Source organism: Kutzneria viridogrisea DSM 43870 (assembly GCF_000525635.1).
In the GTDB taxonomy this organism is placed as follows: domain Bacteria; phylum Actinomycetota; class Actinomycetes; order Mycobacteriales; family Pseudonocardiaceae; genus Kutzneria; species Kutzneria viridogrisea.
The window spans coordinates 2679585-2693665 of the sequence record NZ_CP007155.1; the positions used below are offsets into that span (position 1 = coordinate 2679585).

Sequence of the window (14081 nt, forward strand, 5' to 3'; positions counted from 1 at the left end):
TAACAAACGGAGGCAGTGTGCGTTCAGCCAAGGACTTCTTCCGCCCGCTCGCGGTCGGCGCCCCCGACCCGGTGCGGGAGATCCCGTTCCGGCCGTCGAGGATGATCCACTTCTTCGACCCGGGCAACGAGAAGATGGCGGCCAAGGTGCCCGACATCGCGCCCAGGGTGGACGTGCTGCTGGGCAACCTGGAGGACGCCATCCAGGCCGACCGCAAGCAGGCCGCCCGGGACGGGCTGGTGCGCATCGCCAAGGCCACCGACTTCGGCCAGACCCAGCTATGGACCAGGGTCAACAGCCTGGACTCGCCCTGGGGCCTTGACGACCTGCTGACCCTGGTCACCGAGATCGGCGACAAGCTCGACGTGATCATGGTGCCGAAGGTCGAGGGGGCCGAGGACATCCACTACGTGGACCGGCTGCTCGCCCAGTTGGAGGCCAAGGCCGGGCTGCGGCGGCCCATTCTGGTGCACGCCCTGCTGGAGACCGCGCGCGGCGTGGCCAACGTGGAGGAGATCGCCGGGGCCAGCCCACGCATGCAGGGCATGTCCCTGGGGCCCGCGGACCTGGCCGCCAGCCGCCGCATGAAGACCACGCGGGTCGGCGGCGGGCACCCCGGCTACCTGGTCCGCACCGACCCCGTCGGCGAGGACCTCACCACCGGTCGGCACACCTACCAGCAGGACCTGTGGCACTACACCGTGGCCAGGATGGTCGACGCCTGTGCCGCGCACGGGATCCTGCCCTACTACGGGCCGTTCGGGGACATCCGCGACACCGTGGCCTGCGAGGACCAGTTCCGCAACGCGTTCCTGCTCGGCTGCGTCGGCGCCTGGAGCCTGCACCCCGTGCAGATCGACATCGCGCGCCGGGTGTTCTCGCCCGCACCCGAGGAGGTGCACTGGGCGCGCAAGGTCATCGCGGCCATGGGTGACGGCACGGGCGCTGTCATGATCGACGGCAAGATGCAGGACGACGCCACGGTGAAGCAGTGCCGGGTGGTCGCCGAGCTGGCCGACGCGCTGGCCGCCCGCGACCCCGAGCTGGCCGCGGCCTACAAGGAGGGCACCGAATGACTGAGGCCGCACTGCGCCCGCGCCGGTCCGTGCTGTACATGCCCGGCGCCAACGAGCGCGCGCTGGAGAAGGCCAAGGGCCTGGCTGCCGACGCGCTCATCCTGGACCTGGAGGACGCCGTCGCGCCGGATGCCAAGGCGCAGGCCCGTGAGCGGGTGTGCGCCGCGGTCGGCTCCGGGGAGTACGGCAGCCGCGAGCTGACCATCCGCGTGAACGGCATCGACACCCAGTGGCACGCCGAGGACGTGCGGGCCGCCGCGCAGGCGGGACCGCACGCCGTGGTCGTTCCGAAGATCAACTCTGCGGCCGAGGTGCACGCCGTGGAGCGGCTGCTGGAGCAGGCGGGAGCCCCCGACCACACCGCGATCTGGGCCATGGTGGAGACCCCGGTGGCCATCCTGCACGCCGAGGAGATCGCCCGCGCCAGCCAGCGGCTGACCGTGCTGGTGATGGGCACCAACGACCTGGCCAAGGAACTGCACGCCGAGCACGTGCCGGGCCGGGCCCCGCTGCTGACCGGGCTGTCGCTGTGCCTGCTGGCCGCCCGCGCCGCGGGCAAGGTGATCCTCGACGGGGTGTACAACGACGTCAAGGACCTCGCCGGGTTCGAGGCGGAGTGCTTGCAGGGCAAGGAGTTCGGCTTCGACGGCAAGACGCTGATCCACCCGGGCCAGCTGGAGCCCTGCAACCGGCTGTTCGCGCCCTCCCCGGAGGAGGTGGACCGCTCGCGCCGCATCATCGCGGCGTTCGAGGAGGCCACCGCCCGCGGCGACGGGGTGGTCACCGTGGACGGCCGCATGATCGAGGTGCTGCACGTGGACAACGCGCGCCGGGTGCTCGCACTGGCCGACGCGGTGGCGTCACTGGCCTGAGAATCCGCCGTGGCGGGTGTTTTCCGCACCCGCCACGGCCAAACTCGGCCGGGTGGACGAACTCGCGGCGCTGGACGAGGCGTTGGGGCGCTCCGCCGAGGCCGTGGTCATCTCGGCGGTCAACGGCAGCGGCGGCATCGGCAAGACCGCGCTGTGCCTGAACCTGCGCGGCTACGACCCGGTCAGCCAGCCGATGGAGGCGTTCCAGCTGTCGCGCGGCGAGATGCCCCGCGACGTGGACGCGCGGCTGGCGCGCGCCCTGTTGGCCACCGGCAGGACGTGAGAAGCCAGGCCCTGCACTGCTCGCAGCAGGGGGCTCACCGCCGCTGAGCAGGCCAATGTCCGGACTGTGCACACTGACGCGATCAACGCGGTCGGCCGCCACGAGGAGGCGATACCGCTGCTGGAGCGGGCAGTGCGGCGGTACGAGGCGGACGAGCAACGAGAGGCGGATTCCCCACAGCTTGGGAATCGCGCACCAAGGACGCGGCAGCGGCCATCAGGCCCTGGAGTACTTCGAAAGGTCCTTGGAGCTCGACCGCGAACTCGCTGACCTCTACTACGAGGCGTTCGCGCACTGGCGGCAGGCCCTGGAACTGCTGGACCGGCTCGGACACGCCGACGCGGAGCAGGTGCGCCGCAAGCTCGGTCTCGCCGAAGGCCGTGGCGCACCGCGCGCGGGCTGAGGCAGTGCCTGCGGTGCGCTCTTGATCCGGTGTCTTTCCTTGGCAGATTCCGACCGCTGGACAGACGCGGTCGGAATCTGCCCGCGGTCCAGGCACCGGCGCGCACCGCGCGCGGGCTGAGGCCGCGCGCGGTGCACCGGCTGGGCGGGACTCGCGTGCCTGCGGGCGGGACTCGCGTGCGGGAGAGCGGGACTCGGCCTCCGGAGGGCGGGACTCGCGGGGTTAGTGGGCGCGGTCGACGACCCTGGTGGCGGTCAGCGTGGTTCCGGACTTGGTCGCCACGACGAGGACCTGGTCACCGGTGGCCACCGAGCCGATCGCGGAGGCCTTGCGGTCCTTGCGGACCTTCGTGTCCCCGTTGACGGTGTAGGTGGCCTTGAACCCATCCTCGCTGGTGACGCTGATCGCGGTGGCGGACACGGCGTCCACCTTGCCGCGCTGCACGTCCACGACCCTGTGCTGCTTGCCGCGCAGCGTCACCTCACCGTGCTCGGCGCGGGCGAGCAGACCCGCCTTGCCGTGCTTGTGCCCATGTCCCTGCGCCTGTCCCTGTGCGGGCTGGGTGCCGTTGCCCGCGGCGAGTGCGACCCCGCCGCCTATGCCGAGCAGTCCCGCCACCGCGACGCTCGCGGCCAGCGCCATCTTCGTTCGGTGTGTCATGCACACCACTGTGAACGCCGCTGCTGAACCAGACCTGAAGACCTGGTGGGCACCACCTGGGCTGAGCAGGCCCGATCCGGCTTCTTGATCAACAAGGCCGACCGGTGCTCCGAGCCGTGGCCGCACCCCATAGGGTGTGCCCCGTGTCGGGTGTCGACTACTACGAGCTGCTGGGCCTGAGCCGTGGCGCGTCCGCCGCGGAGGTCAAGTCGGCCTATCGCGTGCTGGCCAAGGTCATGCACCCGGACGCGGGCGGCACGGCGGGCACGTTCCGCCTGTTGCAGCAGGCGTACGAGACGCTCAACGACCCGGCCCGGCGGGCCGACTACGACCGGGACACCGAGGAGGAGTCCGAGTCGCAGCCGGTGCGTCCCCAGCCGCGCCGCGCGCCCCGCCAGCCGTGGCAGCCCAGGGACTTCGGTGAGGACCCGGACTACGTGCCCAAGCTGCCCAGGATCGACCCGAGGGGAATTCCCTGGTGGCAGCAGGTGGACCCGAGGGAGCGGGTGCGCCACCTGCCGCAGACCGGCCCCGGCCACGCCCCCGTGCTGGCCACGCTGAGCGCGCTTGCGCTGCTGCTCACCGTGTTGCTGCTGGTCGAGCTCACCCCGTTGCTGCTGGCACTGGTGCTGGCACTGGTCGCGGCGGCGATCGTCGTGCTGGTGCGGCTGGGCCGCGGTTACCTGGCCGCGCAGCGGGAGCACCGCGAGTTCACCGCCGAGTTAGGCGGCACCACCAGTTTCGGCCTGCCCGACGACCGCGCCGAGCGGCTGACCGCCGAGCTGCTGGCCAAGTACCTGACCCGGCTGCCCGGTGTGCGGGTGTTCCACGGACTGGGACTGCCGGGCTCGGTGTTCTCCGACGTGGACCACGCCGTGCTGTGCGGCAGGCGGCTGGTGCTGATCGAGTCCAAGCTGTGGCTGCCCGGGCACTACGAGGCCGAGGAGGACGGTTCCCTGTGGCGCAACGGCCACCCGTTCCGCGGCGGCGCGATCCGGCTGCCCGAGGGGGTCGAGGCCTTCGCGGAGATGCTGCCCGAGGTGGAGGTGCGCGGGGCCGTGCTGATCTACCCGAGCCGCAAGGGGGAGATCACCACCGGTGAGCCGCCCGAGGTGGCCGCACCGCCGATGAGCCCGCACCGGTTCGTCGCCGAGCTGGGCGCCTGGCTGGCCGTTGAACCATCCACTGTGGACAGAGAAGTGTTCAGGGCTGTGCTGGACCGCGTCGTGTCCTGAGCACCGCTCGGTAGGCGGGCCGCAGCAACTCGGTGACCTCGTGGCCGCGCAGGCTGATCGGCAGCGGGTCGAGCTGGTCGAGCACCGCGTCCGGCACCTCGGTGCGCAGCGGCTGGGGCAGCGCTGCCGCGGGCGGGTTCTGCCTGTGCCAGAAGGAGTCCAGGCACGCCATGAGCGGCTTGTCGCCCGGCGCGACCGTGGGCACGCCCGCTCGCCCGCGCAGTTCGCGCAACCGCTCCAGCAGCGCCTCACGCCCGCGCCCGCGCCAGGCGAAGACCTCGAACGGGTCGCTGTCGAACCGCTCGGCCAGCACGTGGCAGGCGGCACCGGCGTGCTGGCACGGCACCTCCCACTCCGGGCAGGTGCAGTCCATCGACAGCTCGCGCATGCTGCTGGGGAACAGGCTGAAGCCCAGTTCGGCGAACAGCTGCTCGATCTCGCCGGGCACCTGGCCGTCCAGCAGCTTCGCGGTGAACAATGCCTGCTCTGCCAAGGCGTTCTCGATCCGCGCCCACTGCGGGCCGGTGAACGCCTTCACCCCGATGCGGGCCCGGTGCGGGGACAGCTGCGAGCCCTGTACCTGGGCCACGACGATGCTGGTGGACAGCGACAGGCTCAGCACCTGTCCGGCGCGGGCGAGCTTGCGGCCCTGGCGCAGGCCGTGCTCCATGCCCAGGTTGACCAGCGCGGCGAGGAAGCGCGCACCCAGTTCAGTCACCGACAGCCTCCTGGGACAGCGCGAACAGCTCACGCAGCTGCCCGGTGGACAGCTCGGTCAGCCAGTCCTCGCCCGCGCCGACCGCGAGCTGGGCCAGCGCCCGCTTCTGCGTGATCATCTCGTCCACGCGCTCCTCCAGGGTGCCCACGCAGACGAACTTGCGCACCTGCACGTCGCGGCGCTGCCCGATGCGGAAGGCCCGATCGGTGGCCTGGTCCTCCACCGCGGGGTTCCACCAGCGGTCCAGGTGGATGACGTGGTTGGCCGCGCTGAGGTTCAGCCCGGTGCCGCCCGCCTTGAGCGAGAGCAGGAAGATCGGCGGGCCGCCCGGGGACTGGAAGCGCTGCACCATCGCGTCGCGGTCGCGCTGCGAGGTGCCGCCGTGCAGGTACAGCACCTCGGTGTCGAACCGGGCCCGCAGGTGCGGCACGAGCAGGTCGCCGAACTCGGTGAACTGGGTGAAGCACAGGGCCTTGTCCCCGTCCGCGAGCACCTCGGTGAGGATGTCCTCCAGCCGGGCGACCTTGCCCGAGCGACCGGCCACCGGGGAGCCGTCACCGAGGAACTGCGCCGGGTGGTTGCACACCTGCTTGAGCTTGGACATGGTGGCCAGCACCAAGCCCTTGCGCCGGAAGCCCTTCGTCGTCGCGATGCGGTCCAGCATCTGGTCCACCACGGCCCGGTAGAGGCTGGCCTGCTCGGTGGTGAGGTTGCACAGCTGGCGCAGCTCCAGCTTCTCCGGCAGGTCGTCGATCACCGAGGGGTCGGTCTTGAGCCTGCGCAGGATGAACGGGCCGGTGGCCCGTCGCAGCCGGGTCGCGGCCTCGGCGTCGGCGAAGCGCTCCACCGGAACCCCGTAGCGGGCGCGGAAGGTGTGCACCGAGCCCAACATGCCGGGGTTGACGAAGTCCAGGACGGACCACAGCTCGGCGAGCCGGTTCTCCACCGGGGTCCCGGTCAGCGCGATCCGGTTGCGGGCGGGCAGCGCCCGGATCGCCCGCGACTGGGCGGAAGCGCTGTTCTTGATGTTCTGCGCCTCGTCCAGCACGAGCCGGTCCCAGTCCACAGTGGACAGGTTCGCCGCGTCCTTGGTGGCCGTGGCGTAGGTGGTGATCACGAGGTCGTACCGGCCGAGTTCTCTGCCCGGCAAGCGGTTCTCCCCGTGGTGGGCGTGCACGGACAGGCCGGGGGTGAACCGGGCCGCCTCCCGCTGCCAGTTGCCGATCACCGACATCGGGCAGACCAACAGGGTCGGCCCGGAGCGCGGCATCGCCTCCAGTGCGAGCAGTTGCACGGTCTTGCCAAGGCCCATGTCGTCGGCGAGGCAGGCGCCCAGCCCCAGCCGGTCCAGGAACGCCAGCCACGCCAGGCCGCGCCGCTGGTAGGGCCGCAGCGTGCCGGTGAAGCCTTCCGGGGTCGGCACCGGTTCGAGCAGCCGCTCCGCCTTGCCCGACACCAGGTCGGCGAGCCAGCCCGTGCCCGTGACCTCGTTGACCGGCAACGGGGTCTCGTGTTCGGCGCGGAACAGCACCTCGCGCGGGTTCATCCGCCCGCTGCCGTAGCGGCGCAGGAACTCCAGCCCGGCGTCGAGCCGCTCCTGGTCCAGGTGCAGCCACTCGCCGCGGATCCGCACCAGCGGCACCTTGGCGCGGGCCAGTTCCGCCAGCTCGCCCTCGGTCAGCGGCTGGTCCCCGATCGCCAACTGCCAGCGGTAGTCCACCAGCACCTTGAGCGCGAAGCCCCGCTCCTGCGCCACGACCCCGGCCGCCCCGGGGCTGTCCACCTCCAGCCGCAGTCCCAGCTCGTGCGGCTGCCGCCAGCGCGCGGGCACCATCACCCCGAAGCCCGCCTGCACCAGCAGGGCGGACCGGCTCAGGAACTCATGCGCCCCAGCGGTGTTCATCCGCAGCTCGACGGGCTTGGCCTCGCGCAGCGCGTGGTCCAGCGCGGGGTAGAGGCGGCTCGCCCGGCCGAGGTCGGCCAGCAGTTGTTCCTGTGGCTGCTCGATCCAGCGCAGCAGCACGTTGTCCGCGGCCCGCCACACCTGGTCGGCCCCGACGAGCACACTGGGTTCGTCCACGGCCTGCAACCCGAACTCCAGCAGCCAGCCGCCCTCGGCGTCATCGTGGTCGTACTCGGTCTGCTCGGGGGAGCGCAGCCGGAAGCAGAGCCGCACCGGGTTGTCGTTGATGCCGCTGGCACGCCAGGCAGCCAGCTTCCCGGCCAGCGCGGGATCCGCCGTGACCTCCGGGTCGCCGGTCAGGGCCGTCAGCCAGGACTCGACCGCGCGGTCGGCGGCGGCGACCCGTCCGCGCCGGGGCGGCGTGAGCCTGAACCTGCCCAGTGCGGCGCGGACCTGGCTGTCCACCAACGAGTTCACGGCCACGGTGAGGACCTGCTCGCTGCCCCGGCCGTCCAGCAGTTCGGGCTCCACCTGCTCGGCGCGGCAGGCGGGCGGCATCGCCTCGCGCAGTGCCGCGAAGCGCGCTGAGTCCACACCGGACAGTGCGGGCAGCCAGCGCGCCTGGGAACCGTCCACAACGGAGGGCAGGAACCTGCCGCGTGCCACCAGGTTGGTGGCGTACGCGGCCACGTCGGCGAGGTAGGCCGCCGAGGAGCCCAGCTCGTGCTCGCCAGGGTCCTCGAAGAACTCGGCGTCCACCAGGCAGACCGGGACACGCCACGGGCGCAGCAGCGTGCCGGTCTCGAAGGAGGCCACCGGCCCGTGCTCGTCGGAGGGCAGCAGGACCGTCACGACGCCGGGAGCGCCGAGGTCCAGCGGCACCGCGAACGGGTGCTCCCGCCCGGTCGCGGCACGGGGCAGGCCGGGGTCCTCGGCCCACACCGCCAGCTCGCCGGAGCCGGTGATCAGCCCGTGCAGCAGGGACAACTCAGTCGACCGCCAGCTTGGCCACGGTCCGGTCCAGCGCGGCCAGTTCGGCTGGGGGCAGTTCCAGGATGACCGAGGGCGGCTCGTTGATGATGCCCTCGGCGACCTTGGAGGCGGCCTGCCCGGCCGCGGTGACAGTGACGATCTTGCAGCGGCGGTCGTCCGGGTGCACGCTGCGCTCCACCAGCCCGCGCCGCTCCAGGTAGTCCACGACCAGGGTGGTGTAGGGCTTGTCGGTGGACAACTGCTCGGTGAGCTCGCGCATCGTCAGCGGGCCGCGTGCGATCCGGCGCAGGGCCTTGACCTTGATGAAGCTCATGCCCAGTTCGGCGCACACCTCGCGGCGGCGGTCGTGCTGCTCCAGCACCAGTGCGCGCATCCGCTGCCACACACGGCTCGCCGCCTGCTCACTCATGCCGTTCTCACCACGACCTTCGGCTGTTCCGGACTCAGGTGGGCGGCCGCGCGCTCGGCGGTCCGACGTGCCCACCGGCCGGTGGTCAGGATACCCAGTGCGAGCACGAGCACCCCGCAACCTGCCATGATCCACCAGCCGAGGTGGCTCGCCTCGGGCAGGCCGGTGGCCAGCGGGCCGGTCACCCGCGCGGTGACCACCGAGCCCAGCACCGCCACCCCCAGCGAGGAGCCGACCTGGCGGCTGGTCGAGGCCACGGCGGCCGCCGTGCCCGCCTGCGAACGGGGCATACCGGACACGGCCGTGTTGGTGATCGGCGCGTTGAGCATGCCGAAGCCGATGCCGAACAGCACGTAGGCGGTCACCAGCAGGGCCAGCGGCGTGTCCGCGCTCAACCCGGTCAGCAGCAGGCCGCTCAGGATGATGCCGATCGCGGCGACCACCAGTGGCAGGCGTGGCCCGCGCGTGCCGACGATCCGTCCGGAGATGGGCGCCAGCACCGCGGTCATCACGGCCATCGGCAGGGTCAGCAACCCGGCGTGCAGCGCGCTGTAACCGCGCACGTCCTGCAGGTACAGGGAGTTGAGGAACAGGAACCCGGCCAGCGCCGCGAACCCGCTGATCGCGATCAAGGTCGCGCCGGAGAACGGCAGGCTGGTGAAGAAGCGCAGGTCGATCAGCGGTTCGGCGACCCGGCGCTCGTAGAGCAGGATGCCGATCAGTGCCAGCAGCGCGACCGCGAAGCAGGCCACGATCTGTGGGGAGCCCCAGCCGGTGGACGGGCCCTCGATGATGCCGTACGTGAGACCGGTCAACAGCACGATCACCAGCAGTTGCCCCACCGGGTCCATCCTGCGCGGGCGTGCCGCGCGCGACTCCGGCACGAACAGGGCCGCCAGCACCACTGCGGCCACGCCGACCGGCACGTTGATCCAGAAGATCGACCGCCAGCCCACCGCGCCGACCAGCGCCCCGCCGACCACCGGGCCCAGCGCCATGCTCAGCCCGACCACCCCGCCCCACACGCCGATGGCCCTGGCCCGCTCCCTCGGCTCGGTGAAGGTGTTCGTGATGATCGACATCGCCACCGGGTTCAGCATCGAGCCGCCGACGGCCTGCACCATGCGGAACGCGATCAGCGAGCCGGTGTTCGGCGCCACGCTGCACAACAGCGAGCCCAGGCTGAACAGCACCAGTCCCACCTGGAACGTGCGCCGCCGCCCGAACCGGTCCGCGGTGGACCCCGACAGCATCAGCAGGCTCGCCAGCACCAGGGTGTAGGCGTCGATCGTCCACTGCAGACCGGACACCGAGGCGTTGAGGTCCCGCTGGATGTCGGGCAGGGCCAGGTTCACGATCGTGCTGTCCAGGCCCACGATGAACAGGCTCAGGCAGCAGATCGCCAGCACCAGCAGTCTGCGCCGGTGAGTCAGTTCCGGCAACGGATACCCCCGTAGTTAGTTCTACATCTGTAATTGTTTCCAGAGTATAACTAACTGGGCCGGGTGGCCACGGTGATTCGGTTCACCGGCTCAGGGGCGCGCCTCCAGTGCGGTGACGCCGGGGCCGTTGAGCGAGGCGAGCGCCGCCTTGCGGCCGCACATCGCCAGCAACACCGACCGCAGCGGGCCCAGTACCTCGGGCCCGGATCCGGTCTGCCAGTCGCAGTCGGTGGCCTGCAACCGCAGGCCCGCGATCCGCCTGCGGCAGCCCACCAGCGGCTGTGCGGTCCTGGCGAAGTCGGCCGCCCTGACCAGCGCCTCCGGCACGTGGTCGGCGGTGAGTCCCAACGGGAACAGGATGTCCTCCCCGTGCACCACCGCCTCCAGCAGCAGGGTCTCGATCGGCCCCGGCGGGTGGTCGTGGCTGGTCGCCAGCCCGGCGAGGCGCTCGAGCAGCGCGGGCACCGGCCGCTCGCCGTAGCGGGCCGCGTCGGCGGCGGTCATCCGGTGGAAGGCCAACCCGTGCCGCAGCAGGCCGAACGCGAACCGGCGGGGCGTCATCTCGGCGGTGGACACCAGGTGTGCCAGCACGTCCCTCGCCAGCCAGCCCGCGCAGAGTGAGGGCGAGTCCCACTCCGCCTCGGTCACCCCCGCCAGTCCGTCCACCAACCGTGCTCGCTCGGTCGCGATGAGTCGCCAAGTGTCCACTGTGGACTCCGTTCTCCGCGGGCGCCCCAGAGCATCGCCAGCGGGCGCTGACCGTTACGCGAGGAGCGTGGACAGTCTGCGAGTGGGTCGTGCAGGCCAGGTGTCGCGCGCTGCCGTGCGTTCGTGGACCGGGTGTCGCCAGTGCCCGCGGTCCGTTACGTCAGCAGCGTGGACAGTCCGCGACTCGGCCGGTAGCCCAGGTCCCTGGCGGCTGCGGACGAGTCGTAGACCCGGTCGATCCGATCGGGCAGCCGCCAGCCCCGAGCGGCGAAGGCCGCCCGCGCGCCCGGCACCCTGCGGTCGATCACCGAGGGCGCGTCCTGCCACAGCGCCACCCCGTCGCCCGGCTCGAACACCGTTGGCCCCGCGATGGTGTACACCCCGTCGGCGCCCGGCGTGCTCAGCGCCAGCAGGTGCGCGTCCACCACATCGGCCAGGTCCACACCCCGGTGCAGCCGGTGCACGGCCGTCACCTCGGGCGGCTCGGGGAAGCAGCGCGCGATGTGCAGCACCACGTTCGGCAGGCCACTGGCGCGGACCACCCGCTCGGCGGCCAGCTTCGTCACGTCGTAGACGTCACGGGGACGCGGCGCCAACTCCTCGGTGACCCAGACCGCCGCGTCGGTGCCGACCAGCGCGTGGCCGTACACCGAGGTGCTGCTCGTGTAGACGAACCGCCGCACCCCGCGGTCCGCGGCCCGCCGCACCAACCGGGTCGTGGCGTGCACGTTGACCCGGTGGAACTCCGCGTCCGGCAGCACGCCCACGTGCGGGGCGTGCAGTGCCGCCGCGTGCACCACGGCGCCCACCCCGTCCAGCGCCTCGCCCGGCTCGTCCAGGTCGGCGAGGTGTGTGGTCTCCGGGCCGGGCCGCACGTCCAGGCCCCGCACCAGCCAGCCGCCCGCCCGCAGCGCCCCGGCCACCGCCGAGCCCACCAGCCCCGAACTGCCCGTCACCAGCACAATCGAGTGATCCACTCGACCCAGTGTGCCCGACCGGGAGTCGCGTGAAGGTGGCTTTCGCTGCGCCCAGCGCAGTGAAAGCCACCTTCACGCCACGGAGAGGGGTCAGGGCTTGCGGGCGACCCCGGCGTAGACGTGGGAGTTCAGGTCGGGCTCGTCGGCGAAGTCGCCGGAACCGCCGGTGCGCCACAGGCCGCAGCCAACCACGCCGGGATCCAGCAGTTCCATGCCCTCGAACAGGCGGACCACCTGGGCGTGCGTGCGGTAGGCGAGCTGGTCGGGGCTCTTGGCGCGCTGGATCACGTCGGCGGCCTCGCTGATCTGGTCCTGCCGCTGGTCCGCGGTGACGTGCGAGATCGCCAGGTAGCTGCCGGGGCAGATCGCGTCCCGGTAGCGCCCGACCAGCCCGTACGGGTCGTCCTGCTCGGGCACCCAGTGCAGCATCATCACCATCAGCACGGCGACGGGCTCGTCCAGGTCCAGCAGCCGCTTGGCCTGCCTGCTCTCCAGGATGGCCTCGGGATTGCGCAGGTCCTCGCGCAGCACGTCGGCGTTCTCGTTGCCCGCCAGGATGAGCTGGCTGTGCGCCACCGCGATGGGGTCCTTGTCCACGTACAGCACCCGGCTCTCCGGGGCGGAGCGCTGGGCGATCTCGTGCACGTTGCCCACGGTGGGCACGCCGGAGCCGATGTCCAGGAACTGCCGCACACCCGATTCCACCAGCACTCGCACGGCTCGGGCCAGGAAGGACCGGTTGAGCCGGGCGATCTGCCTGGACCCGGGCACCGCCTTCTCCGCCTGCTCGGCCAGTTGCCGGTCCGCCGTGAAGTTGTGCGCCCCACCGAGCATGTAGTCGTACGCCCGCGCGATGCTGGGAATGGAGGGATCGACCTCCGGGGGAACCCACGCCGCCTGATCGGTCACCGCCGACACCTCCTGAATCCGACTCGCAGGGTAGCCAACCCCGATCAGGCGCGGTCATGACCCGATCGGGTGCTCCCGTTCCCCCAACGAAACCAATACGGTTGGTCGCCTCACCCGATCCCGCGAGGAGCGCGGATGCCTGCCCAACTCAACACGCTCGACGCCGTGCCGATCGCACCGGGGCGGTGGCCGCTGTTGGGACACACTCCGTCACTGTTACGGCGCCGGTTCGGGTTCACCTCCTCCCTGCGCGAGCACGGCGACCTGGTGAAGATCTACCTCGGCCCACTGGCCACCTACGTGGTGACCAGCCCGGACCTGGTGCACCAGGTGCTGGTCACCGACGGTGCCAGCTTCGACAAGGGCATCATGTTCGACCGGTTCCGGCCGTACTTCGGCAACGGCATCGCGATGTCCAACGGCAGCTTCCACCGCAAGCAGCGCAGGCTGGTGCAACCGGCCTTCCACCGTGAGCGCATCGCCGGCTACACCGCGGCCATGTCCGGCAAGGCCGCCGAGCTGTCCGGTTCGTGGTCAACCGGACAGGTGATCGAGTTCGACCTCGCCATGCAGGAGCTGGCGGTGAACATCGTCGGCGAGACCCTGTTCGCCACCGAACTGGGCGCCCAGGCCATCGCCGAGGCGCAGCGCTCCATGCCGGTGGTCATCAAGCAGGGCATGGTGCGGGCCCTCTCACCCGGTTTCGTGGAGAAGCTGCCCATCCCCGGCAACCGACGGTTCGACCTGGCCATCTCCCGGTTACGGCGGATCGTCGGCGAGGTCATCGCGGCGGGCCGTGCCGAGGGCGCCGACCGGGGCGACGTGCTGTCCATGCTGCTGCTGGCCCGTGACGCCGACACCGGGGAGGGCATGGACGACGGGCAGGTCTACGACGAGGTCGTCACCCTGCTCACCGGTGGCATCGAGACCACCGCGCTGGCGCTGGCCTGGTTCTTCCACGAGGTGGGCCGCGCACCGGAGATCGAGCGCAGGCTGCACGCCGAGGTGGACCAGGTGCTCGACGGCCGTCCGGTCACCATCGAGGACGTGCCGAAACTGGTCTACACCCAGCAGATCGCGCAGGAGGTGTTGCGCGCCTACCCGATCTGGCTGCTGATGCGCAGGGCCAGTGCCGAGGTCGAGCTGGGCGGGGTGCGCCTGCCGGTGGGCACCGAGGTCACCCTCAGCCCGCACGCACTGCACCACGATCCGCGATACTTCCCGGATCCCGACCGGTTCGATCCCGATCGCTGGGCGCCCGAGCGCGACTCGGGTCCGCCCAAGGGGGCCTACGTGCCCTTCGGAGCCGGTGCGCGCCAGTGCATCGGCAACGTCTTCGCCCAGACCGAGATCGTGGCCGCCGCGGCCACGATCGCCGCCAGCTGGCGGCTGGTGCCCGTCGCGGGCAGGCCGGTCAGGCAGAAGGTCACCGGTGCGGCGTACCCCAGCCAGCTGCCCATGACGGCGCAGCGGCGCAACGTCTGATCAGTCCA

At 71.5% G+C, this 14081-nt stretch carries 14 protein-coding genes; 6 read left to right on the plus strand and 8 right to left on the minus strand.

Annotated features, from left to right (window positions below; genetic code table 11):
- Positions 1-17: 17 nt before the first annotated feature.
- The 4 genes from KALB_RS12220 to KALB_RS47545 all read left to right on the plus strand — a co-directional run bounded on the left by KALB_RS12220 (position 18) and on the right by KALB_RS47545 (position 2634).
- Positions 18-1076: an HpcH/HpaI aldolase/citrate lyase family protein gene (locus KALB_RS12220; RefSeq protein ID WP_025355999.1), complete on the plus strand. Its 1059-nt coding sequence runs from the start codon at positions 18-20 to the stop codon at positions 1074-1076.
- The gene (locus KALB_RS12225) at positions 1073-1948 is read left to right on the plus strand and encodes an HpcH/HpaI aldolase/citrate lyase family protein (protein WP_025356000.1); all 876 of its coding nucleotides are present in this window, start codon (positions 1073-1075) and stop codon (positions 1946-1948) included. The genes KALB_RS12220 and KALB_RS12225 overlap by 4 nt, the downstream gene beginning before the upstream one ends.
- A 52-nt stretch (positions 1949-2000) precedes the next feature.
- Complete coding sequence (locus KALB_RS12230) at positions 2001-2231, plus strand: hypothetical protein (protein WP_148309447.1); 231 nt, start codon at positions 2001-2003, stop codon at positions 2229-2231.
- A gap of 244 nt (positions 2232-2475) precedes the next feature.
- Entirely contained in the window at positions 2476-2634 is a 159-nt protein-coding gene (locus tag KALB_RS47545) for a hypothetical protein (protein ID WP_236650240.1), read from the plus strand.
- A gap of 222 nt (positions 2635-2856) precedes the next feature.
- Here KALB_RS47545 and KALB_RS47550 read toward each other — a convergent pair whose 3' ends face one another.
- On the minus strand, positions 2857-3294 hold the full coding sequence (locus KALB_RS47550) for a hypothetical protein (RefSeq protein ID WP_158510739.1): 438 nt from the start codon (positions 3292-3294) through the stop codon (positions 2857-2859).
- A gap of 143 nt (positions 3295-3437) precedes the next feature.
- Between KALB_RS47550 and KALB_RS12240 the strand changes: the two genes are divergently transcribed.
- A complete protein-coding gene (locus tag KALB_RS12240) occupies positions 3438-4529 on the plus strand; it encodes a J domain-containing protein (RefSeq protein ID WP_025356003.1) in 1092 nt (363 codons plus the stop codon).
- Here the strand turns inward: KALB_RS12240 and KALB_RS12245 are convergent.
- From KALB_RS12245 to KALB_RS12275, 7 genes are all read right to left on the minus strand, one after another.
- Positions 4498-5247 (minus strand): SWIM zinc finger family protein, encoded by a 750-nt coding sequence (locus tag KALB_RS12245; protein ID WP_148309448.1) that lies wholly within the window; start codon positions 5245-5247, stop codon positions 4498-4500. The two genes, KALB_RS12240 and KALB_RS12245, sit on opposite strands and share 32 nt — an antisense overlap.
- On the minus strand, positions 5240-8137 hold the full coding sequence (locus KALB_RS12250) for a DEAD/DEAH box helicase (protein WP_025356005.1): 2898 nt from the start codon (positions 8135-8137) through the stop codon (positions 5240-5242). Before KALB_RS12250 ends, KALB_RS12245 begins: the two co-directional genes overlap by 8 nt.
- 1 nt (position 8138) lies before the next feature.
- On the minus strand, positions 8139-8552 hold the full coding sequence (locus tag KALB_RS12255; protein WP_025356006.1) for a MarR family winged helix-turn-helix transcriptional regulator: 414 nt from the start codon (positions 8550-8552) through the stop codon (positions 8139-8141).
- Positions 8549-9994: an MFS transporter gene (locus KALB_RS12260; protein WP_025356007.1), complete on the minus strand. Its 1446-nt coding sequence runs from the start codon at positions 9992-9994 to the stop codon at positions 8549-8551. Before KALB_RS12260 ends, KALB_RS12255 begins: the two co-directional genes overlap by 4 nt.
- 90 nt (positions 9995-10084) lie before the next feature.
- Positions 10085-10702 carry a maleylpyruvate isomerase family mycothiol-dependent enzyme gene (locus tag KALB_RS12265; protein WP_030112047.1) on the minus strand — a complete coding sequence of 206 codons (618 nt, stop codon included), beginning with the start codon at positions 10700-10702 and terminating at the stop codon, positions 10085-10087.
- Positions 10703-10857: 155 nt separating this feature from the next.
- The gene (locus KALB_RS12270; protein ID WP_201771913.1) at positions 10858-11679 is read right to left on the minus strand and encodes an NAD-dependent epimerase/dehydratase family protein; all 822 of its coding nucleotides are present in this window, start codon (positions 11677-11679) and stop codon (positions 10858-10860) included.
- A gap of 90 nt (positions 11680-11769) precedes the next feature.
- Positions 11770-12588 (minus strand): SAM-dependent methyltransferase, encoded by an 819-nt coding sequence (locus KALB_RS12275; protein ID WP_025356009.1) that lies wholly within the window; start codon positions 12586-12588, stop codon positions 11770-11772.
- Positions 12589-12723: 135 nt separating this feature from the next.
- Between KALB_RS12275 and KALB_RS12280 the strand changes: the two genes are divergently transcribed.
- Positions 12724-14073: a cytochrome P450 gene (locus KALB_RS12280; RefSeq protein ID WP_030108366.1), complete on the plus strand. Its 1350-nt coding sequence runs from the start codon at positions 12724-12726 to the stop codon at positions 14071-14073.
- Positions 14074-14081: the final 8 nt, after the last annotated feature.